This window comes from Glaciimonas sp. PAMC28666 (assembly GCF_016917355.1).
Classification (GTDB): domain Bacteria; phylum Pseudomonadota; class Gammaproteobacteria; order Burkholderiales; family Burkholderiaceae_D; genus Glaciimonas.
In genome coordinates this window covers 292,264-317,679 of the sequence record NZ_CP070304.1, presented here as the reverse complement: position 1 = coordinate 317,679, position 25,416 = coordinate 292,264, and the positions used below count along the sequence as shown (strand labels likewise).

Below are 25,416 nucleotides of genomic sequence, written 5' to 3'. Positions count from 1 at the left end.
TGTGAGTAAACAATTCAACGTCAAAATTGGGATCAATCCAATCTCGTGGATGAATGACGATCTGCCGTCACTGGGGGGCGAGACGCCCTTGGAGGTTGCGCTGTCAGAGGGGGCTCAAATCGGCTATCGCGGGTTTGAGCTGGGGAATAAATTTCCCAAGGAGCCAGCGGCGCTGGCGGCTGTTCTCGGCAAGTATGCATTGGAGTGCGTCTCCGGCTGGTATTCAGGGCGATTGGCGACTGGCTCGGTAAAGGACGAGATTGCTGCGGTTGGGCCGCACTTGCGTTTGTTGGCTGAAAACGGCGCCAAAGTAATGGTGTATGGCGAGGTTGCTAATGCGATACAGGGTCAGCCGGAACCACTATACAAGCGGCCACAGTTTAATAGCGCTCAGCAATGGCAGGAATATGCAGACAAGCTCACTGACTTTGCTAACTTCACTCTGTCCCATGGCGTGCGGTTGTCTTACCATCATCACATGGGCGCATACGTGGAGACGGCTACGGATATAGATCGGTTGATGGCACTCACCGGCGACTCAGTAGGATTATTATTTGATAGCGGTCATATCGCGTTCGCTGGTGGCGATCCGGTACTGGTTTTAAGAAAGCATATTAACCGTGTGTCCCACGTGCATTGCAAAGATATACGTCCAGGCGTCGTGAAGTTGGCGCGCAACGGTAATTGGAGTTTCCTGCAGGCAGTGATTAACGGCGCATTTACCGTTCCGGGTGATGGTGCAATTGATTTTGAAACATTGCTAATGACGCTTTACCAACATGACTACCAAGGTTGGCTGGTGGTCGAAGCCGAGCAGGACCCGGCCGTAGCGCCAAGTTATCAATACGCAGAAATGGGCTACCGACATCTGGCGGCATTGGTGCAAGGAATCGAGCGCGGTAGTAGCGGTAGTAGCGGTAGTAGCGGTAGGAATACGGACCTGAAGGAGACGGCATGAGTTTGTTAGTGAAAGGCCGGCAGGAAGGTCGCGAGATTGTGGCCGTCACACCGGAATCTGCGGGTTGGAGCTACGTGGGTTTCGCAGCCTATCGGTTGGTAAAAGACGAGGAATTTAGTTTCTATACCGGCGGGCGCGAAATGTGTATTGTTATTTTGCGTGGGATCGTCAGTGTTGAAGTGGGAAAAACGGTTTGGTCTGAGATTGGCAAGCGCGATAGCGTGTTTGAACGAGTTTCACCCTATTCGGTATATGTACCGCATAGGCAGGCGGTGTGCATTACTGCGCATGGTGACGTAGAAATCGCCGTTTGCAGCGCACCTGGAAACGGCGATTTTAGCGCACGCCTGATCGAACCGGCCAGCGCGGTCCGTTCAATCAGAGGGCAGGGGAGCAATACCCGCTATGTGTGCGATATCCTTCCGCAAAGTGCGCCAGCCGATCATTTATTGATCGTCGAGGTGATAACGCCCGGCGGCCATTCATCGAGCTATCCGCCGCATAAGCACGATACTGATAACATCCCTGATGAGAGCGCGCTGGAAGAAACTTATTACCATCGTATAAACCCCTCACAAGGGTTTGCTTTCCAGCGCGTCTACACGGATGACCGCTCGCTGGATGAATCAATGGCCGTCGAAAATCACGATGTGGTCATGGTGCCAAAGGGGTATCATCCAGTCGTTGCGCCGCACGGCTATGATTGTTATTACCTCAATGTAATGGCTGGCTCCAGGCGCTCCTGGCATTTTAAAAATGATCCTGCGCATGATTGGTTGATGCGGCGATAATCGTTAATCGTACCTAGTTGTAAGGATGGTGCAAGCATGACGGAGGAGCATAGTGATCCGTTATATTATGCGTCGAACCAAATTTTTTATGCCGCATGTCCTCCTTGATTTTATATGGCAAACTGCCGCTGAATCGCTTCCGGACAATATTGCGCATGTCGTTTCATCACTTTCGAGGCCATCATCATGTCATCTCAGAACGCGTCCACACCCGCCACCATCGGTCACTTTATCAATGGTCAACACGTTGCCTCAAAAGGCGAACGGTCCAGCGATGTATTTAATCCTGCCACTGGTGCAGTCACTTCAAAGGTCAGCCTTGCGTCTACGGCCGAAGTCGATGCTGCCGTGGCAGCCGCCAAAGCCGCGTTTCCGGCATGGTCTGCGTTGCCGCCATTGCGTCGCGCCCGCATCATGTTCAAATTTAAAGAGCTGCTTGATTTAAATCATGATCGTCTTGCAGCCCTGATTACCAACGAACACGGTAAAGTTTTCACCGATGCAAAAGGGGAAGTCACGCGTGGTATCGAAGTCGCAGAATTTTCGACCGGCATACCGCAATTGCTGAAGGGTGAATATACCGAGCAGATTAGCAACGGCATTGATGCCTGGACCATGCGTCAACCGCTGGGCGTCTGTGCCGGTATTACACCGTTTAACTTTCCTGTGATGGTGCCGATGTGGATGTTTCCGATGGCGATTGCTTGCGGCAACACGTTTGTGCTAAAACCGTCCGAGCGCGATCCTTCAGCAAGTTTACTGCTGGCTGAGTTATTGACAGAAGCGGGTTTGCCGGACGGCGTCTTCAACGTGGTGCAGGGCGACAAAGTGGCGGTCGATGCCATCCTTGATCATCCTGATGTCAAGGCTGTCAGCTTCGTTGGATCGACTCCCATTGCAGAATACATTTATGCCACTGGCTGCGCGAAGGGCAAACGGGTGCAGGCGCTCGGTGGTGCTAAAAATCATATGGTCGTGATGCCGGATGCCGATTTGAATCAAACCGTGGACGCTTTAATTGGCGCTGGGTATGGTTCCGCGGGCGAACGTTGTATGGCAATTTCGGTGGCTGTGGCCGTTGGTGATGTCGCCGATAAGTTGGTTGCGGCGCTGGCACCGCGGGTACGGGAACTGCGCATCAATCAAGGTATGGACCTGGAAGCAGAAATGGGTCCGGTCGTGACGCAAATTCACAAGGACAAAATACTCGGTTACATCAACGACGGTATCGCAGCTGGTGCGACTCTGGCCGTTGACGGACGCAGCATCACGGTGCCGGGCCACGAAAAAGGCTTTTTTCTCGGCGGCACACTGTTTGATCATGTCACCGCGGATATGAAAATTTATCAGGAAGAAATTTTCGGACCAGTGTTGTGTATCGTTCGGGTTGCTGACTTCGCAGCAGCGCTGGACCTGGTCAACGCACACGAATTCGGTAACGGCACCGCCATATTCACACGGGATGGCAATACCGCGCGGGAATACACGTCAAGGGTGCAGGTCGGCATGGTCGGCGTCAATGTGCCAATTCCGGTACCGATGGCGTTCCACAGTTTCGGCGGCTGGAAGCGGAGTCTGTTTGGTGATCATCATGCACACGGACCGGAATCAGTCCGTTTTTATACCAAACAAAAAGCAGTCACGCAACGCTGGCCGGCAACGATTGCCGCCGGTGCAGAATTTGCCATGCCGACGATGAAATAAAAAAATGATTGATAGCTGAAATTACTGCCCCGCATCGGATAGTCTGCCGATTTTGGTGATTGACTCTTGCGAGGCAGATTTTGTCTCAAAGCTAATCCGCTGTGGCCGTCAACAGGTTGATTAGACTGCGATTGTGACAAATTTTTCTACGGAATTTGACCCGACGGCGCTGAAATCAACAATGGATAGCTGGATGCGAAATCAGAGGTAAATTTAGGCGCAAAAAAACCGCATAAACATTGATGCTTATGCGGTTTTTCTACTTTTCGCACCAATCATCTGGTGCCCACGGAGGGACTCGAACCCCCACACCCGAAGGCACATGGACCTGAACCATGCGCGTCTACCAATTCCGCCACGTGGGCTTTTGCACTCACCGATTAAGGCTCGCAGCAATTGCGAAGAGACGAATAATACTTTCATTTATATGGTTTGGTCAACGAAAGAGTGAGAGAATAAACTTTCTTTAAAGTAATTATGCGGTTATGAAAATATGGAAATATAAGTTCATTTTTGATAATGATTAATAAACTGTATTAATTTCAGTATTTTATTGTCCCCTACATAAATTAATGGTTAACCAATTGTCTATATTTTTGAGCCGTTCTGGCATATTCGTGTATTTGCTGATCTCCGCGTTAGTTCCTCAACAGGTCATCGCTGCACCTCTTTTGCGTTGTCAAATAATGCAAAATGGGAGCACGCAAACATTGGATTTCAAACCGGAAAGCGATCCCTATCAAGTTAAGGCAATCGACATTAATGGCCGCTTTCGTTTCAAGGCTGTTGTGATCGGAGATGCGCGCCAGATTGCCTATATCAAACTGTATATTTATGACCATGCCGAGCCCAAACCGATGCTATTGCACGAAGCCAAATATATCGCGCCGGTGGCGCTGGCAACTACCTCGCCCGCTGCGCTTACAGGATTGAATGACGTGTACGCTTTGCCTTTCCAGCGGAATCTGCAATACGGATGTGCCGTACTGGAAGTTGCGCCATGAAGCCAGCTTATTGGCTGGCAGCAGGAGTTTTTTTAAGCGTTTTCGTTGGCATCAGCGGCGCGTCGGCGCAAATTGCCGAGCCTTCAGTATCGATTGCTTTCGTTGGCGATATTATGCTTGCTGAAACTCCTGGGAAGGTTGTCAGTAGCGGCCGCGATCCATTCGCACCATTTGCAGCTATCCTGAACGCGGCCGATATTCGCGTCGGGAATCTTGAATGTGTGGTGGCTACAAAGGGTGCGCCTCAACCTGACAAGCCTTTCACATTTCGTGCCAATCCGCGTACTTTAGATGTTCTTAAGCGTCATTTCGACGCGTTGGGTTTGGCAAATAACCATTCCGGCGACTACGGTCCTATTGCCTTTACTGAAATGCTTAACCTGTTGGATAGCCATCGTATCGGCTACTTCGGTGGTGGTCGCAATCTTCAACAAGCGCACCGACCTTTGATTATCGAGCGAAACGGTTTGCGGATTGCACTTTTGGGTTATGACGAATTTCTACCAAGGAGTTTTGAGGCAGACGTTGACCAGCCGGGAATTGCCTGGAGCGAGGATGAGCAGGTAAAGCGCGATATCGTCCGGGCACGCACAGTTTTTGGGGCTGATCTTGTTATTCCTGTTATGCATTGGGGTTGGGAAGACGAGCCGCTCGCCAGCGATCGCCAGCGGCAGCTGGCACGGACGATGATTGATGCTGGTGCCGATGCTGTGGTTGGTGGTCATCCGCATGTAACGCAGAACGTTGAGCAATATCGGGGTAAGCCGATCATTTACAGCTTGGGCAACTTTGTATTTAATGGATTTTCGGAGAAGGCCAACATTACAGGCTGGTTGTTACGTCTTGAGCTGGATCGTCAGGGGGCACGCGCGTGGCGGACTGTGACTGCGCATATTGATCGCGAAGGTATTCCTCATCCGGTACGAGGCGCGGACGAGCTATGTTGGAAAAGAGGGCAGCAGGCCGCGACGCGTTGCGCCGCTGTGGCGAATTAATCTGACAACCGACTCGATAAGGTTCCGTCAATGCATCTATTCACGTTTCATCTCGCCGCCGTGTGGGATCGCGGCAGCGGCCAGCGTTCAGCGGCAATTGGGCGTTGCGCTGGAATGACTGACCATGCGTATTCGCGCCATGCTGATTCGGACCGGGAAATAAAAAAACCGCATAAACATTGATGCTTATGCGGTTTTTCTAATATTACTACCAATGTTTTGACAACTATTGCACCAGTTATCTGGTGCCCACGGAGGGACTCGAACCCCCACACCCGAAGGCACATGGACCTGAACCATGCGCGTCTACCAATTCCGCCACGTGGGCTTGAAAGTCTGAACTACTCAAGCTGATTTCGAAGATTTAGCCTAGACTGAACCCTGCGAAGACCAAGATTATAGATGAAATTGAGAATAAGTCAATGTTCGAAGCCTTGTAGCGTGATTTATGGCGATAAAAAGTTGCTGACTAGGTGAATGCCCCTTTCCTCCGTTACACTAGCCGTGATTACAAGTCTTTATGCACCGCCTTAACCAATTTCCCGATCTTATCTATAACAACTACCCCCACGCCTCTTGAGCCAATTCTCCTACACCATCCCTAGCCGAGAGGAAATTCTCGGCCTTCTGCGGACTTCTTCCGAACCGCAAAATATCGACGCACTTGCTGCGGCGCTCGGCGTTAAACCCGACGAAATGGAGGGGTTGACGCGACGGCTCAATGCGATGGACCGAGATGGTCAAATCAAGCCGGACCGCGCGGGAATCTACAAGCTCACCAATTCACCCGACTTTATTGTCGGTCGTGTCAGTAGTCATCGCGACGGATATGGTTTTCTGATTCCTGATGACGGTGGCGGTGATGTCTTTCTGCCTGAAAAAGAGATGCAGAAAGTGCTGAATGGCGATCGCGTACAAGCGCGCATCATCGGAACTGACCGTCGCGGTCGTCCCGAAGGCACGATTGTAGAAGTCATTACGCGTGCCAACACCCATGTGATCGGTCGTTTGCTGAATGAAAACGGCGCGTGGGTGATTGCACCCGAAGACAAGCGCATCAGCCAGGATATTATTCTGGCCGGTTCGCCCGGCAAAGCGAAAGCCGGGCAGGTTGTCAGTGTTGAACTGACGGTGCAACCATCGCGGTTTACACAGCCAGTAGGCAAAATTTCCGAAGTGTTAGGCGATATCGATGATCCTGGAATGGAAATCGAAATTGCCGTGCGTAAGTTCGGTGTCCCGCATGAGTTTTCTGCTGCCGCGCAAAAGGCCGCGTCAAAGCTGCCTAGCGTAGTCGTTGATGGCGATCTGGCAGAACGTGTCGATTTGCGTGACGTCCCGATGGTCACAATCGATGGCGAAGACGCACGCGATTTTGATGATGCGGTGTATTGTGAGCCGGTGAAGATCGGTCGCACCGTTGGATATCGTTTAATTGTCGCGATTGCCGATGTCAGTCATTACGTTAAGCCGAACGACGCGCTGGATGTTGATGCGTTGGAGCGCAGCACCTCCGTGTATTTCCCACGGCGGGTCATTCCAATGTTGCCGGAAAAACTGTCAAACGGGCTATGTTCGCTCAATCCAGATGTTGATCGTCTGACGTTAGTATGCGATGCCGTAATCACCGCCAAAGGCGAAATCAAGGCATACCAGTTTTATCCCGCGGTGATTCACTCTGCAGCGCGTCTGACCTACACCGAGGTGGCCGCAATACTGGGCAACACCAAAGGTCCTGAAGCGGCCAAGCGTCCCGGACTGGTCCCGCATCTGCTGCATTTGTACGAAGTGTTTCATGCTTTGCTACAAGCGCGTCAGGCCCGTGGCGCTATCGATTTCGAGACCACTGAGACTTACATCGTCTGCAATGCGGCTGGTAAAATTGAAAAAATCCTGCCTCGTACCCGTAACGATGCGCATCGACTGATCGAAGAATGCATGTTGGCCGCTAACGTTTGCGCTGCCGATTTGCTCGAGCGTCATAAGCACCCCGGCCTGTATCGTATTCATGCCAGCCCGACTAAAGAAAAGCTAGCAGTCTTGCGGACATTTTTGAAGCAGGTTGGCCTGACCCTGGCCGGTGGTGATACGCCGTCAGCTTCAGATTACGCTGCTCTGATGCCGACGATCAAGGCACGCCCAGACGCGTTGCTGCTGCAAACTATGCTGTTGCGTTCAATGCAACAAGCAGTGTATAGCCCAGAAAATATTGGTCATTTTGGCCTCTCGTACGATCACTACGCGCATTTCACCAGTCCGATTCGCCGGTATCCCGATCTGTTGACACATCGCGCCATTAAGGCGGTTTTGCTTGGCAAACGCTATGAGCCGAAAGGGCTTGATACCGGCTCGCTGAACACCATGCTGTCACCGGCTGGGCGCCGCAAGCAAGCAGAAGACAAAGCTGCCGGTAAAAAGAAAAACGAAGGTAGTCTCGCAATCTGGGAAGCGCTGGGTGTGCATTGCTCCGCGAACGAAAGGCGCGCGGACGAAGCTTCACGCGATGTCGAGGCGTGGCTGAAATGTTATTTCATCCGCGATAAACTCGGCGAAGAGTTCACAGGAACCATCTCTAGCGTCGCAACGTTCGGCATTTTTGTTCAGCTGGACGCGTTGTATATCGAAGGCCTGGTCCACGTCACCGAGTTGGGTGCAGATTACTTTCAATACGACGAAGCGCGCCATGAACTGCGCGGGGAACGCACCGGAATGCGTTATCAGTTGACCGACCGTGTGACGGTTCAGGTCAGTCGCGTGGATCTGGACGCGCGCAAGATTGACTTGCGTCTGGTCACTGAGCCGGGCATCAAAACTGTTCTGAAAAACGAAGCGCGACGTGCTGATAACGAGCATGAAAAATCGCGTAGCCGGAAGGCAAAGTCCAAAGTCGATACAACACCGGCAAATCGAATACCCGCTACTAAAGCAAACAAAACCGGCAAAGTTAATGTAAGTGCAGCCAAAACCAAGGTGACCAAGAGCAAAAAAGCCAAAGTTACCATGGGTGTGGAAAAAACGCGCGAACCAAAAATTTTCGCCAAACCAAGCAAGAAAAAAAGATAGAACATGAAAAGTAAAATGATTTTTGGCTTTCACGCCGTCACCTCACGCCTACGTCACGAAGCCTCTTCGGTCGAAGAAATTTATGTCGATGCCAGTCGCGTAGACGGTCGTATGAAAGACCTGATCGGCACAGCCAAAGCCGCCAACGTGCGCGTACTTCCGGTGGATGATCAGCGTTTGTCCAACATGGTTGGCACGCGCCGCCATCAAGGCGTCGTTGCCAAAGCCGGTGAATTATCGCTGGCACGCAATCTGGATGAACTGCTGGATGCCATCGACGGCCCGCCACTGTTACTGATTTTGGACGGTATTACCGATCCGCATAATCTGGGTGCCTGCTTACGGGTGGCCGATGGCGTGGGCGCGCACGCTGTGATTGCGCCGAAAGACCGTGCTGTCGGCTTGAATGCCACTGCTGCCAAGGTCGCCAGCGGTGCTGCCGAAACGATCCCTTACATTACCGTCACCAATCTTGCACGGACCTTGCGCGAGCTCAAAGAACGCAATATTTTGTTGATCGGTACCACTGAAGACGGTGAAAAAAGTTTATATGAAGCCGATTTCTCCGGCCCGGCAGCATTGATCATGGGTTCCGAGGGCGAAGGTATGCGCCGCCTGACGCGGGAGACTTGTGACGTTCTGGTCCATGTCCCGATGTTTGGTTCTGTTGAAAGTCTGAACGTTTCGGTTGCCTCGGGCGTCTGTCTGTACGAAGCGCGTCGTCAACGTCTTGCCAAAGGCGTTTAGCTTCGCCACTTGTCGGCTTGGTTAAAGTCGACAGGTGGGGTTGAGGTGAGGTAGATTCGCCAGGCCCACCAACTGCGAGGTTATTGCTTTATTTTGAAGCAATAGCCGCGCAATTTCCACAGACTCTGGCTTCGGCGGGCACGCAATTGCCATTGCCATCTCCACCCCTCCTAATCAGCGCAGCGTCGCCCCCCCCCCCGCGTGAGTGAATTTCGATGACTGTAAAATGTTAGTTAATATAATGCGCGCGTTCACGGGAACGCCTTGCAATTAGACGCTATTCTGGCACTTCAAAAGACGGATGCACCGTTTTAGCATAAGATAATGCCTCGTTATTGCTCAGCAATATTTCTCTTTCACCCGGTTTATTAATCTAGTTTCTATGTTCAGTCGCCTTCGTGAAGACATCGCCAATATCATGGCTCGAGACCCCGCCGCCCGCACTGCCCTAGAGGTGGTGTGGTGCTATCCTGGATTTCATGCGATCGTTATGCATCGTTGGGCCGCGTTCTGTTGGCAAAATGAATTTAAATTGGTGGGACGCTTCATCTCTCTTATCGCCCGTATCCTTACCGGGATCGAAATTCATCCGGCAGCCACCATCGGCCGACGTGTTTTTATCGATCACGGCTTTGGTGTGGTTATCGGTGAGACCGCTGATGTTGGCGATGATTGCACTATTTACCAAGGCGTGACATTAGGTGGAACATCGCTCGGTAAAGGCATCAAACGTCATCCTACTTTGGCGCGCGGAGTAATCGTCGGTGCCGGTGCCAAAATACTGGGTAGCTTTACAGTTGGAGAGGGAGCCAAGGTTGGGTCGAATGCGGTGGTGGTGAAGGCGGTACCAGCTGGCGCAACGGCGGTTGGTAATCCTGCCCGCATTGTTCAGAAGGAAATCAATAACGCCAAGGAGGAGGCCGCTGCGCGCATGTTTGCGGCATACGGTGTAACGCCGAACGGTGATGACCCATTATCAAAGGCATTGCATGGATTGATCGATAATGCGGCAGCCCAGGAGCATCAGATTGCCTGCATTGTGGCCTTGCTAAAATCTGCTGGTATCGCCTGCGATGGGCTGCCACTCTTGGATAAATTCGATCCGGATCAGCTCAATCGGTTGGTAGAGTAATCGAACGGCTGTGAACCGAGAATAATTGTCTGGATTAGATTGGTGGCTTGTTGCGTTATTGCGTTGATTCGGACAAACGTACTTTACGAAAGATTAGATGATAACTACAGAAGCAAGCACCCCATCCAGTGGCGACGAAGCTATCCTCGACCCTTTTGAAATTCGCGTCCTTGCCGTCCTGGCTGAAAAAGAAGCGCTCACGCCGGATAACTATCCTCTTTCCCTCAATACGTTGGTCAATGGCTGCAACCAACTATCGAGTCGCGACCCAGTCATCTCGATTTCCGAATCAACAGTGCTGGAAGTGTTGCAACGATTGATGCAGCGCAAGTTGGTTGTTGAAGTCAATCAGGCGGGCGCCCGCGTGGCTAAATACGAACACCGCTTGCGTCTGAAGTGGACGCTTGAGCCGGACAAGTTGGCGGTATTGGCAACCTTGATGTTACGGGGAACTCAGACAGCTGGCGAGATACGAATGCGCTGTGGTCGGCAGCATGAATTCGCCTCGGTCAACGACGTCGAGACCGCATTGCAATTTCTTATCGACAAATACCCGCCGCTGGTGGGCCGCCTTGCGAAAGGGCCCGGTACTAAAGAGTCTCGCTACGCGCAACTATTAGCTGGCGAGGAAGTCCTGGAGCAGCAAGCTAATGTCGAAGCATTGTCAAATAACGTTCACAGAAACGACCGTCAGGATCGCATCGCAGCGCTTGAAGAGGAGGTCGTTGCCCTGCGTGACCAAGTCGAGTCACTGAGTGTCCAGTTTGCTGAATTCAAACGACAGTTCGAATAAAAAGTGATAGTGTATATGTGTGATAGCGATAAAATATTGCGATGGTCGTATGACTGGATAACATCGTGTCGCAGCATGGTTTCCGCGCCGAAACAATCGCTATTCGTTATTCCCTATTTTTTATCCATCGTTCCGCGCCTGCGCAAGTTACGAACATAATCTATTAAGCATGTAGCGTAATTCAGCCGCTATTCGTGACAGACGCATTCCAGTTACTCCCTTCCTATCCCTTTATCTGACGTCACTGGTCAGGTATTCCCCTACTAAAAAACCGCTAATACCCGATGGTCCTACTTTCTCATTTTAGGGATGATGATGTATGGGTTTTGTTTTTATAGCAAAACACATTAACAGCATCAATCCGTGGATGAGTTGCGATATGGGATTCACCAGAGCGTAACGCCAGAATTCAGATTTTGGCATTCTTGTTTTTAATTACTGGCGTATCAAATCGCTTTTAAATATTAAACATAAGATATTTGCGATTGATTTTTTGATACAAAGTGAGCACCGCTGGTAAGAACGACGTGGTTAAACGGAGATCTTGCTATTCGGCTCGTATGGTGTGAAATTTTTGAGAGACGTATTATGACAACAGGTATCGTTAAGTGGTTCAATGACTCTAAGGGCTTCGGCTTCATTACTCCAGATGATGGCAGTGAAGACTTGTTCGCGCACTTCTCCGCAATTCAAATGGGTGGCTTTAAGACTCTAAAAGAAGGTCAAAAAGTCCAATTCGATATCATGCAAGGCCCTAAAGGCAAGCAAGCTGCGAATATTCAAAACCCGTAATTCGATGATGTCGTCGACTTTAGCGCTTACAAAAGCGTAGATGCGGCCAAATTATATAAGCTCACAATCCTTTATGGATTGTGAGCTTTTTTAATATCTGGGGGAGAGGAAATCGCCTTAACCATCACTTGAGTGAGTGGTATTCCCGATTTTCCGGGGCGGCGATTTGAGGTCCTTAGTCCTATTCACAGCGCGGTTGCTAAAATCAAATACTGAGACGCGATACCTTCGTGCCCTCTAGTGTCAGATTCGCCATCAAGCCGGTATTGGTCAACACAAAGGCGAGAACGGACGAAGTAATGGAGGTTGTATCAATATCTCCATTCGCACCGATCTTCAGCACAGCAACTGAAGCGTCGCCTCCGACCGCCCAGCCGTTACTATTGCGGAATTTGTTCAGCGAGTCCTGAGTCATGAACAAGAATATAAGAGCCTTCGACTGGGCACCGATTTGCAACCCGATGGAAGCGGACGCGGTACTGTAATAACCGTCGGTTCGATTGCCTGCGCGTAAAGCACCTTCTCCATACTGACCACCAATTCCGAAGCCGGCCGCGATCACATTCGGAAACACCAAAACGCCATTTGCTTTCGAGAGCAATTCTCTCGCACGCGGTGCGGCTGTCGTGAGACGGGCCAGGGTGGAATCAATACTTGTATCAATTTCCCGGCGACGCTTGCCGGGGTCTGCGCTAGCGGCTGACGGCGAGGTGGTAGTGCAGCCGGAAAGGATTAAGCCGGTCGCTGCCAAAGCTCCTGCGGTTTTCAGTACGAAATCTCGCCTATACATGATATCTCCCTCAAGTTAATCAAAAAAACAGGTTTCAAACGTGCTTCACACTTTTGTGCGACTTCCGCTTAATACGATTTTTTCAGTTACAGGTGGTGGATGATGAAGGTTGCGGAATTATTGCTGTTATCGCTACAGATGTATTTTATCAAAAAATTAACTTTAATTGGCAAAATTACAATCTGTTTATGAATTTTATCTGATATATGTTGATTTACAAAGCATTCGGCGAAAGTTGAGAATTTGGAGCGCTGGAATGTTGTCACGGCGACACATGGAACTGAAGATTCACCGGGCTTTGGTGCGGGCAAGGTTTGCGGCAGCAACTGACTTTAATTTCGGCATTAATTTCGCCATTAATTTCGGCATTAATTTCGACATTAATTTCGACATTTATTCCGCCGGTAATCCCGACGTTAATTCAGCTCGATACCATCAGGCCCGAAACGTCGAATCTCACCGACAGTATCAATCGATAGCCATCCACCGCGTTGTGGCTCCCCGTCAAAGTCCCAATCCGATAGCACGTATCGTTTCATCGGCTTTGGAGCCGCGGGGTAGGCATGCAGCGCCGGGCGATGGGTATGTCCGTGGATCAGCGTATCTGTGCCGGTTTCAGCAAACAGCGTAGCAATGGCCTGTGGATTTACATCCATGATGTCCATCGACTTGGCTTGTTGTTCTTTGCGACTTTCATCCCGTACACCTGCGATGATGGTCTTGCGTTGCGCCAGAGGTAAAGCCAAAAACTGTTGTTGCCAATGCGGATCGCGCACTTGCGCTCTAAAAGCCATATAACCGACGTCATCGGTGCACTGCGCATCACCATGCGCCAGCGTCACGCGGTGGCCAGCGATGGTGGCAACAAATGGATCCGATAACAACGTGAGACCAGCCGCCTGAGCGAAGGTTGGGCCTACCAGGAAGTCGCGATTTCCAGCAATCCAGAAAAGATCAATCCCAGCGTCGCTGAGGCGACGTAAGGCGTCGGCCACTTGTTGGTTATAAGGTGATATCAGATCGTCGTCACCAGCCCAATATTCAAATAAGTCTCCCAACAAATAAAGTTGCTTTGCGTGTCTCGCATGCGTGTCCAAAAAATTGTAGAACGCTTGCGTGGTGTGTGGATGCGCTTCCTGTAAATGCAGGTCAGAAATGAATAACGCTACCGCAGAGGCTTGTACTGGCGTGGATAAGCTAATTTTTGGCATAGGGGCTGGATAGTTGTCATGCTTGAGTAGACCTGTCAACGATTGTCTGGGCTGATGGCAGCTACAAATAAATCGGGCTGAAATTCCGCATAGCCGTAAAAATCTTTTCGGTTTCCGGGCCGTTTATTTCTAGCTGGGTTGCTCACATCAGTGGCCTGAGACTCATCAGAGCCCGTCAACAGGTCCCGTGGATTACTTGACTACTTCAGCTTTTTCGATGATGACGTCTTCCACGGGCACATCTGCGAACATACCGGTACGACTTGTTTTAACCGCCTTGATTTTATCGACAACGTCCATGCCTTCAGTCACCGTTCCAAATACGCAATAGCCCCAACCGTCCTGGCCTGGGTAATCAAGGAAACTGTTGTTCTTGATGTTGATGAAGAATTGTGCCGAGGCAGAATGAGGATCTGAAGTGCGTGCCATTGCCAATGTGTATGGCAGATTTTTCAGGCCATTCTTGGCTTCATTTTCGACTGTTGCATTGGTCGGTTTTTGCTTCATGCCCGGCTCAAAGCCACCGCCCTGAACCATAAAGCCATCGATCACGCGATGGAAAATGGTGCCATTGTAATGACCCGAATTGACATAGGCGAGAAAGTTTTCGACGGACTTTGGCGCTTTTTCTGTCTCTAATTCAATAGTGATATTACCGTGGTTTGTGGTCAGAATGACTGTCATGATTTTGCCTTATAAGTGATAGATTGAAAATGAAAAACGAACATTCCGTTACTTGATAAACGTATTTATTGCACACCGCACATTCTGGCGAAATCGTTGCCGGGCAGAATGGTGCCGCGTGTTGCCGTATGGTGTCATAGGTTGCCACCGTGTGACAGTAAGCGGCCCGTTATGCAGTTATTTAGTAATGGTCGCAGACTCGATGACGACTTGCTGCACTGGCACGTCTTGCGCGCCAGTTTTAACTTTCTTGATCTTGTCGACGACATCCATACCCTGGATCACTTTTCCGAAGACCGCATACCCGTAACCATCCTGACCTGGATAATTCAGAAATTGATTATCTTTAACGTTAATAAAGAATTGTGCTGAAGCCGATTGTGGGTCCGAGGTGCGTGCCATGGCGACGCTGTATTCGGTATTCTTCAGGCCGTTCTTACCTTCGTTTTCAACTTTGTTTGGCGCAGGCTTCTCGTTCATTTTCTTGTCAAAACCCCCGCCTTGAATCATGAAACCATCAATTACGCGATGAAAAACGGTGCCGTTGTAGTGGCCGGTGTTAACATAGCTTAGAAAGTTCTTCACCGTTTTTGGGGCCTTATCAGCATTCAGCTCAAGGACGATGTCGCCCATGTTAGTTTTTAGCAGGACATGAGGCATATCGGCAGCGTGCGCAGTGGAAAAGGCGAAAGATAGAGAAATTGCGGCAACCGATGTTGCCAGTGCGCGAGAAAAAGTGCGGCGAAAAGTCGATGTCGGGCTTAATACCTTGCTTTGCTTAGTGCTTTGCATGAAAAATCCCTTTTGATGAACAATACGAAGAAATGATCGGAAAAATAAAACCAGCGAATAAAAACGGAGCACTCGACCGCCGCATGGCGCTTATAGCATGTGCGCCGTGCATGATTGTGAGCAAGTTTACTGCAAGAGTGACGATTTTGCTTTTCCGCAATGCCTCGTAGTCTGGTTGTTTGATATACTTCGGCGAAAAGCAGCATTTTATCAAACTAAGCATTGCAAAAGAGTTTTGGCGTTCTTGTTGGTCTGACGTGGCACATTTCCCGGGAGGTGATGTACTAACGACCGGAGCAAACGTGCAATAAATCTGTGCCTGAACTACTAGATTCCATGAGTAACCTAAAAATATATAACACACTGGCGCGCGCGAAGCAGTCATTTTCCCCAATTGTGCCTGGCAAAGTGCGCATGTACGTGTGCGGCATGACTGTGTACGACTATTGTCATCTAGGGCACGCCCGCGTAATGGTCGTGTTCGACATGGTGCAACGCTGGCTGCGGCAATCCGGGCTGGACGTTACCTATGTGCGCAATATTACCGATATTGACGACAAAATCATCCGTCGTGCCGTCGAAAATGGCGAGACCATTTCGCAATTGACCACCCGATTTATTACGGCGATGGATGAGGATGCGCAGGCGCTTGGCGTACAAAAACCTGATCACGAGCCGCGTGCGACCGATTACGTGCCACAAATGTTGTCATTGATCGGCAAACTCGAAAGCAAAGGTCTGGCCTACAAGGCGACCGATGGCGACGTCAATTATTCGGTTCGGGATTTTGTCGGGTACGGAAAACTATCCGGCAAGTCGCTGGACGACCTGCGCGCTGGCGAACGGGTAGACATCAATACGGGCAAACGCGATCCGCTAGACTTCGTGCTCTGGAAAGCCTCAAGGGAAACCGAGCCGGAAGAGGTTAAATGGGTATCGCCCTGGGGACGTGGACGCCCCGGCTGGCATATCGAATGTTCGGCAATGGCGGAGCATTTGCTCGGCGAACAGTTCGATATCCATGGCGGCGGTCAGGATTTGCAGTTTCCGCATCACGAAAACGAAATAGCCCAATCAGAAGGTGCCTCCGGACATAAGTTCGTTAACTACTGGATGCATAACGGCTTTATCAGGGTAGACAATGAAAAAATGTCCAAATCACTGGGCAATTTCTTCACCATCCGCGAAGTGCTGAAAAAGTACGATGCCGAGGTAGTGCGTTTCTTTATCCTGCGCGCGCATTATCGTAGCCAGTTGAATTATGCAGACAGCAATTTGGACGACGCCAAAAACTCCCTAACGCGTCTGTACACAGCGCTAAAAGAAGTGACGCCCGATGATGCCCCGTTCGACCCGAACGAAGCGCATGCGTTGCGCACCGTCGATGCCATGAATGACGACTTTAATACACCGTCCGCAATCGCTATCTTGTTTGATCTTGCGAATGAGGTCAACAAGACCAAATCGGCGGGTTTGGCGCGCCAATTGAAAGCGCTCGGAGGAAGTCTGGGATTTTTAGCGCGCGTGCCTGACGATTTTTTGAAGGGGCGTAGCGTGGGCGAGCACAATACAGATGGCGCAGTCAGCTTGTCCGAAGAAAACATTCAGCTAAAAATTGATGCGCGCCTGGCAGCAAAGAAGGCACGCGATTTTTCAACTGCCGATAGCATACGTGCTGCGTTATTGGCGGATGGCGTGTTGCTGGAAGATAAGCCTGGTGGTCTAACCGAATGGCGGAGGACTTAGGTCGCATGCAAAACATAATCACTGCCGATACCAAAATTCACGTTGCCGCGTATTGGGAAGATGCCAAGGTCGAACTCATGAAGCGCGATCGGATCATGCGCAAATTGATTCCCCAATTTGGCGATCTACACCTCACCGGTCGCAGTGAACCATTCACGACGTTAGCACGCTCGGTCATCGGTCAACAAATTTCTATCAAGTCAGCAGAAGCGGTTTGGCAGAAATTTCTGTTAATCTGCCCGAAATGCTCACCTTCTCAAGTCTTGAAGGCGGGCCACGAACAGCTGGCTGCATGTGGTTTATCCAAGCGGAAAGCCGAATATATCCTCGATTTGGCTGAACATTTCAAGGCAAAACGGGTCCACGCTGATAAGTGGGCCAGCATGGATGACGAAGACGTTATCGCTGAATTAATCCAGATTCGTGGCATTGGCCGCTGGACAGCAGAGATGTTTTTGATATTTAATCTGCTTCGGCCAAATATTTTGCCGTTAGATGATGTAGGTTTGCTTAAAGGCATCAGCGTTAATTATTTCTCCGGTGAACCGGTATCCCGTAGCGATGCTCGTGAAGTATCGGCTAATTGGGAGCCGTGGCGCACGGTTGCCACCTGGTATCTGTGGCGTAGCCTCGAACCGATACCGGTTGCGTATTAAAAGAATAATATTAAAATCCCAATATTTACGGTGCAGGCAATCCGCGTTAGTGCAAAATGAATGAAAATTTGAGCGCCCCTATTGTCTTGTCGAGACTTGGTAGCGTTCTAAGTATCGTCAGAGTAATGACAGATTTGGCGCAGCACCATGTTTTCGTGGTGTTGGGCAAAAACAAAGGAACATGATGAGTAAGACGACATTTCTTGGCTTTGAACAGTCGATTGCGGAGTTGGACGGCAAAATAGAAGAGCTACGCTTTGTACAAGATGATTCGGCTGTCGACATTTCAGAAGAAATCGACCGCTTATCCAAAAAAAGCCAGCAACTGACGAAAGACATATACGCCAAGCTCACGCCATGGCAGGTGTCGCAGATAGCACGCCATCCACAACGTCCGTATACGATGGATTATGTGAACGAAATGTTCACTGATTTCCACGAGTTGCACGGCGACCGCACGTACGCTGATGACCAGTCTATCGTTGGTGGTCTGGCCCGCTTTAACGGTCAGGCCTGCATGGTGATCGGTCATCAAAAAGGGCGCGACACCAAAGAACGCGCTTTGCGCAACTTTGGTATGCCGAAGCCAGAAGGCTATCGCAAAGCACTGCGCCTGATGAAAGTCGCTGAAAAATTTGGCCTGCCGATCTTCACCTTTGTTGATACGCCCGGTGCGTTCCCCGGTATCGATGCAGAAGAGCGCGGTCAATCCGAAGCCATCGGCCACAATCTTTACTGCATGGCTGAGCTGAAAGTGCCCTTAATCGCCACCATTATTGGCGAAGGCGGCTCCGGCGGTGCGTTAGCGATCGCCGTCGGTGATGCGGTCCTGATGCTGCAGTATTCAACTTATGCCGTGATTTCGCCAGAAGGTTGCGCGTCGATTCTGTGGAAGAGTGCCGAACGGGCAGCCGACGCTGCCGACGCATTGGGCCTCACCGCACATCGCCTCAAGGCTATGGGTTTGATTGACAAGATCGTCAATGAGCCGCTGGGTGGTGCGCATCGTGATCCGAAGCAGATGGCCGGTTTGTTAAAACGTGCATTGGCAGATACATTGCGTCAGTTCCAAGGTGTCAAAACCAAGGATTTGTTGGCAGCTCGCCATGAGAAATTGATGAGCTACGGCAAATTCAAGGAAATTTCGGCGACAGAATAGTGGCAAATCCGCACACGGTCAGTCTGACCGAACAGTTTGAGAGCGCGCTGAAAAACATTCTTCAGCGCGTTTTTTCTGATGCTTCCAGCGATACCACCTCAAGTGCGTCGCCCTCTGTCGTTACCGCACCGGTTTCACTACCTTCAGCAATAGCTATCGCTTACAGCGGTGGACTCGATTCCTCCGTACTGCTGGCATTGGCTACCCAATACGCGGCCGAACATCAGATCAAATTGTTCGCATTCCACGTTCATCACGGGATTAGTTCCAACGCAGACCAATGGCTGGCGCACTGCGCCTCTGAGTGTGAACGCCTGGGCGTCGGCTTTGATGCGCGTCGGATAGCTTTGCGCAATGCCGACAAAACCGGGGTTGAAGAGGCTGCCCGTAATAGTCGCTATGCTGCTTTAGGCGACATGTGCCGCCAGCATCAGGTACCGCTGTTATTAGCCGCCCATCACATCGATGATCAGGCAGAAACCGTCTTGCTACAACTGTTGCGCGGGTCGGGTGTTGCGGGATTGTCCGGTATGGATACGGTTAACGCTGCGCCCACTTTGTTGGGTGATGCAACATTGTTAATGGCGCGACCGTTGCTCGCGGTATCGCGGGCACAGCTTGAGGCGTATGCGGTCAGCCACAGCATTATTTATGTTGAAGACGAATCGAATCACGACTCCCGCTATGCAAGGAATGCGTTGCGGCACCAATTAATGCCCGTCCTCAGTCAATTTTTTGTAGGTTTTCAAGAACGTTTGACGCGCACCGCCGGACATATGCAGTCCAGCCAAAAGCTGTTAGTCGAACTGGCCGCTCAGGATATGAGCGTTTGCGCCGGCGACAATTGTCTTGATCTGGAAAAAGTGCGGCAATTAAGCCCGGCACGCATTGATAACCTATTGCGTTATTGGTTTGGGTTACACGATTTGCGTATGCCTTCCAGTGCATGGTTAAGCGAAATGCGAGATCAATTGCTCTCGGCAAAGGCAGATGCGCAACTCTGTGTGACCCATCCCGAATGCCATATCCGGCGTCATCGCAATCGGATCTATTTGACACCGCGCGATGATCTGGATCGTGAAGAGATTGATCCCATCGCCTTCCGCTGGAATGGCGAAGCGGCGATGGCTTTCCCCATCTACGGCGGAATTTTGCATTTTGAAACATCGCCAGAGCATGGGGTTGACGCCGAATGGTTGCGTCAGCAACCGCTGCAATTACAATATCGCAGCGGAGGAGAGCGGCTCAAGCTGGCCTTTAATCGGCCCACTAAACCCCTGAAGTATCTCTATCAGGCCGCCGATATTCCAGCCTGGCAACGGGAATGTTTGCCGATGGTGCTCGCGTCAGGGAAGCTGATGTTTGCTGCTGGTGTCGGGTTTGACTGCCATATACTCGCAGCCGACGCCAACGCCAAGATTAATTTGCGGTGGGAACTGGATAATCTGGCAGTGCGCAAGATATTTCCCCGTATGAATCTTTCCCAGGCAGATTAATGATTAATCGGGGAGGGCGTGACTGGTCCACGTTGTGCCTTACCTATCATCCCGGCGCGACTTAGATCCGATCGTATGGCAAATCGCCCCGTGCTTTGTTGTGCGGTTGCGCATATAGAACGATAAAACGCGCCAAAGTCGCTAATTTCATCTCGCATACTTGTCACATTGCCCCTTAAGATGTAAAGTTAGCGGCTAATTTTTAGCATCAAGTGTTTATCTTTAAGCCTTTTATTTACAAGCCCACCTTCTCAACCTTATGGCTTTAATCGTTCACAAATACGGCGGCACGTCGATGGGCTCACCAGAGCGTATCAAGAATGTCGCTAAGCGCGTTGCCAAATGGCATAACGCGGGTCACCAAGTTGTCGTCGTTCCTTCGGCTATGTCTGGTGAAACTAATCGCCTGCTGGGTTTGGCAAAGGAAATTAACGCCAATCCCGACCCGCGCGAACTTGACATGCTGGCCTCGACCGGAGAGCAAACCTCGGTCGCGCTGTTGGCAATGGCATTGCAAGCAATCGGTCAGCCAGCCGTATCCTACGCCGGATGGCAAGTCGTCATCAAAACCGACTCGGCCCACACCAAAGCGCGCATACGCTCGATCGACGATGCCAAAGTGCGGCGCGATCTGGATGAAGGTAAAGTAGTGATTATTACCGGCTTTCAGGGCGTTGACGATCACGGCAACATCACCACTTTAGGTCGTGGTGGTTCAGACACCTCAGCTGTCGCTGTCGCAGCCGCTCTCGGTGCCGCCGAATGTCTGATCTACACCGACGTAGATGGCGTCTACACGACTGACCCGCGCGTGGTGTCGGAGGCACGTCGTCTCAACACGGTGACCTTTGAAGAAATGCTCGAAATGGCATCGCTCGGGTCAAAAATCTTACAAATCCGCTCGGTCGAATTTGCCGGAAATTACAAGATGCCAACACGGGTGCTGTCCTCGCTGACGGACCCTCTCATGCCGCTGGAACAAGAAATGGTTTCCGGCACACTGATTTCGTTTGAGGAAGATACAAAGATGGAACAAGCTACCATTACCGGTATTGCCTTTAGTCGCGATGAAGCAAAAATTACCGTGATCGGCGTGCCTGATCGTCCGGGTATTGCTTATCAGATATTAGGTGCGGTCGCTGAAGCGAACATAGAAGTTGACATGATCATCCAGAATCAATCGATGGATGGCAAGACCGACTTCACCTTTACGGTGTCACGCGGCGATTACGACAAAACCATGGGTGTGCTCGAAGACAAAGTCAAAGCGCACGTCGGCTCCGGCAACATTATCGGCGACAACAAAGTATCGAAAGTATCAGTAGTCGGCGTCGGTATGCGCAGCCACGTCGGTATTGCATCCCAGATGTTCCGCACCTTATCGGAAGAGGGCATCAATATCCAAATGATCTCCACCTCAGAAATCAAGATTTCCGTATTGATCAATGAAAAGTACATGGAACTGGCTGTCCGTGCTTTACATAAAGCATTTGAGCTGGAAAAAGTCTAATTGAAATAAATTTGCCTTTTATGACAAAAAAGACAGACTTTTTATTGACCAACACCATACGAGAAGCTATCATGCGTAGCCTTGCTGCAGCGATATTATAATGTAGTAGCGAGTTTGGAGGCGTGGCCGAGTGGTCGAAGGCACTTCCCTGCTAAGGAAGCATATGGGCTTAAACCTGTATCGTGGGTTCGACTCCCACCGCCTCCTCCAAGAATTGTGATGAGCCCCTGATTAGTCAGGGGCTTTTTCATATCTGGAATAAGTTGTCGACTAACGATCTTTAATCCCTCAGATGAACAGCTTAGGTGCAGACATCGCCAATGGATTCACCGAAACTTGTCTGTGCTGCACCGTATCAAAAAATTGTCATTCGCGGAGCGGGTTGCTGATGTTTTAAAATTTTGATGTTCATGCTATTCTTGCGCGCTAAATCGTGGGCCGCATAATCTAGGTGAATAGAGGGCATGGCGTTATTGTCAATAAGCCCTAAAGCCAACGCTATCGTTGGTTTTTTTATGCCCAACTGGATAGCGCGCACCATGATGTCGAGCAGTACATTTGATTTTAATCGTCGTTATTCCCCGTCGGGGATCTCCAGTTAAAGTATGAATACTATCTATAGCAGTGAGTCCGAAGATAACCTGCACATCGTTTTTGCCATTGTTACGAAGCAAGATTTCGAAAGTTTGGTGGCATTGCGGATTGCGGCCATGAGAGAGAGCCTGGAGAGCGTCGGACGCTTCGACCCAGTCAGAGCGCGGGAGCGCTTAAAAAACGGCTTCAAGGTCGAATGCGCCCGTCACATCCTCGCGGACGGCGTGCATGCAGGTTTCTTTGTGGTGAAGCCCTCCGATCAGACCTTGTTACTCGAGCATTTGTATATTCATCCTGACTATCAAGGTCGCGGCATCGGCGCGATAGTCATGCGAAGCATCATTGCGCAGGCGAAAACGTTGGGTTTGCCAATAACGTTGAAGGCGTTGAAGGAAAGTCGTTCAAACAGCTTTTATCGTCACCACGGCTTCGTTGAAACTGAGCGAGACGAATGGGATATTTCCTATCAACGTCCGTCAGAGGCAGAGTAGCCCGAGCAAACCGGCTTTCGTATCTTTAAGGTGCAGCGCACAAAGGGCATTTACTTATCTAGTCGATAGCATTTGCTGAAAATGGTGCTTTTTTAGACGGCGAAGGTATTGTATAAATGGAACCAGCATCATTCAACATCAAATTCACCTTTTTGCCTGATTACGTGCGTTTTTGAAAAGTGTATGCTAATCAATAGGTTAACGCGCTTATCGCGTAGTTATTAACAGGGTTGCTCACAATTACTGTTGATAACATTGTGAATGCGCAGAATATCAGGCGCCCCGAACTGGGGTAACGCTAGCAAAGTAGCCTTTTGGGCGCGCCTCACAAGCTCGCTCCCAGAAGTTTAAAGATTTCCTACGAGAATCAAGATTGCAGACGATCCAAATAGTTTGTTATAAGCAATCTGAATATGAGATATCACCACAATAAAGCAGACGCCTTTTGCTGCGCTGCGATATAGTGCATCTGTCTCCTCCAACACCTCATGGGTTTGGATTTAACCCACTAATTTATTGGTGGGTTTTTTTTTTGCCTATAAATAAGCGAATGCGCCCTAGCGACGACATTTTTGAGAAAGGGGAAAAAAGTTAAGCGTGTCTGCAATCTCATTTTCATCTTTAGTTAGGTATCGCAGGTATTCAACTTCTTCCTAAACGGAGATGGGCCAGAAAAAATAGCTGAAGAGATCAACAATTTTTGAAAATTTCCTATTAGTGTTGAGTTAAATCCTTAGTTCATACGCATTCAGTCATAACTTGGTGGTTGTAGTCTTCAGAACCTGATAGAATTCGGCCTCTTGAACGGAGTTGCATCAACTTTATTTTCCGATAGCAAGTAGCAGATTTCGAAAAAATTTGAAAACTGTTATCTGTTTGGTGGACGAAAAGTCTGACTACTCCGGAAAGTTTGACTCTTCGCAGTAACGTTAGGTAGAATGCGGACTTCGCGTTTTCCCTAAACTGGTAAAGCAGCCGCACCAAATGCAGTTGTCTAAGCAGTGACGTAAGCGCAGAGGAAAAAGAGCATTCATCACGCTCACACGTTAAGCTAAAACGTAAAAATGCAAAGCATTGCAAGGACTCAGAAAGCGGGTCCTTACACTGCCCGAGTGGTGAAATTGGTAGACACAAGGGACTTAAACTAATTTGAGCCCTCTTGAAGAAATTCTTGAGGTGAAACTCGTCAAACTCGGCGAAGGCCCTGGACGTAAGTCCGAGCTAATACCGAGCCAAGCCCTCCGACGAAAGTTTGAGGGAAGGTGTAGAGAGCAGACGGCGAGCACCTAAAGTCGCAAGACCATGGTGAAGGCGTGCTCCAGACCACGAACAGCGCATGCGCTGGCGGCCAAAGCCGAAGTGGTAAGAAAATCCCTCGACTTAATCGTCGTACCGGTTCAATTCCGGTCTCGGGCACCAAGACACTAGCAGCAGATCAGCATATAACGCCGCAAACCTAAGCCCAGCTTAGGTCTGCGGCGTTTTTGCTTTGTATCTGAATTCGGCGAATACTAGGAAAAACACCTAACTTGTAGGAGCCAACTCCCCATATTTCCCCCACTAACTCCCCACGCGTGGGGTAATGCGCGCCAATTTGAGGGGGATCGATGGCATCTATTAGTAAGTGCACTGGCTGCTGGCGGGTACAGATATCTATTGCGGGGAACCGAGAATCCCAAACTTTTACCACCAAAGCGCTAGCGGTCGCCCAGTCGGCAATTCGCGAGACAGAACTACGATCGCAAAAGTTATCGGGAATAATTTCTGATAAAAGCTGTCGAGATGCGTTTGGGCGGTACGAAAGAGAAGGGTCCAGAACTAAGCGCGGATATCGATGGGAAGCATTGCGGGTGAGCGCGATGGCCGATATCGTGGTCGGTAGGGTAAGCTCTGGAGACGTAAAACTAAGCGATCTCACTTCCGATTTTTTGGGAAAGTGGCGCGATCAAAGATTGAAAATAGTTGTCGGTTCCACCGTCAATCGGGATCTTAATCTTCTGTCCCACGTTTTTTCCACCGCAACACGCGAATATAAGGCCAAACATTTTCCGATGGATTTACCCGGTCCTATTGATGCCATTAAATTTTGTATGGAGCAACAAGGTCTTAAGCCACGCGATCTGATTCCCATAATCGGTCGGCTTAATCGTGTCTATGAGATATTAAGCCATGCCCGACCACTTACTTTAGCCATGATATGGCGCTTACATGAAGGGCTTGGTATTCCAGCCGAAAGTCTGATAAAACCTGCAAAAAAGAGCACGTAATTGCGTGAGCTTAAGGACAATATGCAGGAAACATGTCGGTC

At 50.1% G+C, this 25,416-nt stretch carries 21 protein-coding genes and 3 tRNA genes; 18 read left to right on the top strand and 6 right to left on the bottom strand.

The genetic code is table 11. The features are described from left to right. Position 1 precedes the first annotated feature (1 nt). The 3 genes from iolE (at position 2) to JQN73_RS01360 (ending at position 3,453) form a co-directional block, all read left to right on the top strand. Positions 2-958, top strand: a complete 957-nt coding sequence (iolE, locus tag JQN73_RS01370; RefSeq protein WP_205321314.1) for a myo-inosose-2 dehydratase — start codon at positions 2-4, stop codon at positions 956-958. Then, on the top strand, positions 955-1,749 hold the full coding sequence (gene iolB / locus JQN73_RS01365) for a 5-deoxy-glucuronate isomerase (protein WP_205321313.1): 795 nt from the start codon (positions 955-957) through the stop codon (positions 1,747-1,749). Before iolE ends, iolB begins: the two co-directional genes overlap by 4 nt. A 186-nt stretch (positions 1,750-1,935) precedes the next feature. Next, on the top strand, positions 1,936-3,453 hold the full coding sequence (locus tag JQN73_RS01360; RefSeq protein ID WP_205321312.1) for a CoA-acylating methylmalonate-semialdehyde dehydrogenase: 1,518 nt from the start codon (positions 1,936-1,938) through the stop codon (positions 3,451-3,453). Positions 3,454-3,733: 280 nt separating this feature from the next. Here the strand turns inward: JQN73_RS01360 and JQN73_RS01355 are convergent. Then, a tRNA-Leu gene (locus tag JQN73_RS01355) sits at positions 3,734-3,818 on the bottom strand. A gap of 219 nt (positions 3,819-4,037) precedes the next feature. Between JQN73_RS01355 and JQN73_RS01350 the strand changes: the two genes are divergently transcribed. Then, complete coding sequence (locus tag JQN73_RS01350) at positions 4,038-4,457, top strand: hypothetical protein (RefSeq protein ID WP_205321311.1); 420 nt, start codon at positions 4,038-4,040, stop codon at positions 4,455-4,457. After that, on the top strand, positions 4,454-5,452 hold the full coding sequence (locus tag JQN73_RS01345) for a CapA family protein (RefSeq protein ID WP_205321310.1): 999 nt from the start codon (positions 4,454-4,456) through the stop codon (positions 5,450-5,452). Before JQN73_RS01350 ends, JQN73_RS01345 begins: the two co-directional genes overlap by 4 nt. A 243-nt stretch (positions 5,453-5,695) precedes the next feature. Here JQN73_RS01345 and JQN73_RS01340 read toward each other — a convergent pair. Next, positions 5,696-5,780 (bottom strand) — tRNA-Leu (locus tag JQN73_RS01340). A gap of 248 nt (positions 5,781-6,028) precedes the next feature. Here JQN73_RS01340 and rnr point away from each other — a divergent pair. From rnr to JQN73_RS01315, 5 genes are all read left to right on the top strand, one after another. Then, positions 6,029-8,515: a ribonuclease R gene (gene rnr / locus JQN73_RS01335; RefSeq protein WP_205321309.1), complete on the top strand. Its 2,487-nt coding sequence runs from the start codon at positions 6,029-6,031 to the stop codon at positions 8,513-8,515. Between the two features lie 3 nt (positions 8,516-8,518). Beyond that, positions 8,519-9,262, top strand: a complete 744-nt coding sequence (gene rlmB, locus JQN73_RS01330) for a 23S rRNA (guanosine(2251)-2'-O)-methyltransferase RlmB (RefSeq protein WP_205321308.1) — start codon at positions 8,519-8,521, stop codon at positions 9,260-9,262. Positions 9,263-9,644: 382 nt separating this feature from the next. After that, complete coding sequence (gene cysE, locus JQN73_RS01325) at positions 9,645-10,394, top strand: serine O-acetyltransferase (protein ID WP_205321307.1); 750 nt, start codon at positions 9,645-9,647, stop codon at positions 10,392-10,394. 97 nt (positions 10,395-10,491) lie between these two features. Then, on the top strand, positions 10,492-11,187 hold the full coding sequence (locus JQN73_RS01320; RefSeq protein WP_205321306.1) for a YceH family protein: 696 nt from the start codon (positions 10,492-10,494) through the stop codon (positions 11,185-11,187). A 588-nt stretch (positions 11,188-11,775) separates the two neighbouring features. Then, positions 11,776-11,979: a cold-shock protein gene (locus JQN73_RS01315; RefSeq protein ID WP_168052175.1), complete on the top strand. Its 204-nt coding sequence runs from the start codon at positions 11,776-11,778 to the stop codon at positions 11,977-11,979. A 205-nt stretch (positions 11,980-12,184) separates the two neighbouring features. Here JQN73_RS01315 and JQN73_RS01310 read toward each other — a convergent pair whose 3' ends face one another. From JQN73_RS01310 to JQN73_RS01295, 4 genes are all read right to left on the bottom strand, one after another. Further along, positions 12,185-12,769 (bottom strand): YSC84-related protein, encoded by a 585-nt coding sequence (locus JQN73_RS01310; protein WP_205321305.1) that lies wholly within the window; start codon positions 12,767-12,769, stop codon positions 12,185-12,187. Positions 12,770-13,185: 416 nt separating this feature from the next. Continuing rightward, positions 13,186-13,980 carry a UDP-2,3-diacylglucosamine diphosphatase gene (locus JQN73_RS01305; RefSeq protein ID WP_205321304.1) on the bottom strand — a complete coding sequence of 265 codons (795 nt, stop codon included), beginning with the start codon at positions 13,978-13,980 and terminating at the stop codon, positions 13,186-13,188. A gap of 192 nt (positions 13,981-14,172) precedes the next feature. Further along, positions 14,173-14,664: a peptidylprolyl isomerase gene (locus JQN73_RS01300; RefSeq protein WP_205321303.1), complete on the bottom strand. Its 492-nt coding sequence runs from the start codon at positions 14,662-14,664 to the stop codon at positions 14,173-14,175. Between the two features lie 177 nt (positions 14,665-14,841). Further along, on the bottom strand, positions 14,842-15,456 hold the full coding sequence (locus JQN73_RS01295) for a peptidylprolyl isomerase (RefSeq protein ID WP_205321302.1): 615 nt from the start codon (positions 15,454-15,456) through the stop codon (positions 14,842-14,844). A gap of 336 nt (positions 15,457-15,792) precedes the next feature. Between JQN73_RS01295 and cysS the strand changes: the two genes are divergently transcribed. The 8 genes from cysS to JQN73_RS01255 all read left to right on the top strand — a co-directional run bounded on the left by cysS (position 15,793) and on the right by JQN73_RS01255 (position 25,375). Next, positions 15,793-17,202, top strand: coding sequence for a cysteine--tRNA ligase (gene cysS, locus JQN73_RS01290; RefSeq protein WP_205321301.1), 1,410 nt, complete (start codon positions 15,793-15,795; stop codon positions 17,200-17,202). Between the two features lie 5 nt (positions 17,203-17,207). Next, positions 17,208-17,858 (top strand): DNA-3-methyladenine glycosylase, encoded by a 651-nt coding sequence (locus JQN73_RS01285; protein ID WP_205321300.1) that lies wholly within the window; start codon positions 17,208-17,210, stop codon positions 17,856-17,858. A 184-nt stretch (positions 17,859-18,042) separates the two neighbouring features. Next, positions 18,043-19,017, top strand: a complete 975-nt coding sequence (locus JQN73_RS01280) for an acetyl-CoA carboxylase carboxyltransferase subunit alpha (RefSeq protein WP_205323106.1) — start codon at positions 18,043-18,045, stop codon at positions 19,015-19,017. Continuing rightward, positions 19,017-20,513 (top strand): tRNA lysidine(34) synthetase TilS, encoded by a 1,497-nt coding sequence (gene tilS / locus JQN73_RS01275; protein WP_240162383.1) that lies wholly within the window; start codon positions 19,017-19,019, stop codon positions 20,511-20,513. The genes JQN73_RS01280 and tilS overlap by 1 nt, the downstream gene beginning before the upstream one ends. Positions 20,514-20,772: 259 nt before the next feature. Further along, complete coding sequence (locus JQN73_RS01270; RefSeq protein ID WP_205321299.1) at positions 20,773-22,023, top strand: aspartate kinase; 1,251 nt, start codon at positions 20,773-20,775, stop codon at positions 22,021-22,023. A 116-nt stretch (positions 22,024-22,139) separates the two neighbouring features. Continuing rightward, positions 22,140-22,233 (top strand) — tRNA-Ser (locus JQN73_RS01265). 395 nt (positions 22,234-22,628) lie between these two features. Continuing rightward, entirely contained in the window at positions 22,629-23,108 is a 480-nt protein-coding gene (locus JQN73_RS01260; protein WP_205321298.1) for a GNAT family N-acetyltransferase, read from the top strand. Positions 23,109-24,967: 1,859 nt separating this feature from the next. Further along, on the top strand, positions 24,968-25,375 hold the full coding sequence (locus JQN73_RS01255; RefSeq protein WP_205321297.1) for a type II toxin-antitoxin system HigA family antitoxin: 408 nt from the start codon (positions 24,968-24,970) through the stop codon (positions 25,373-25,375). Positions 25,376-25,416 lie beyond the last annotated feature (41 nt).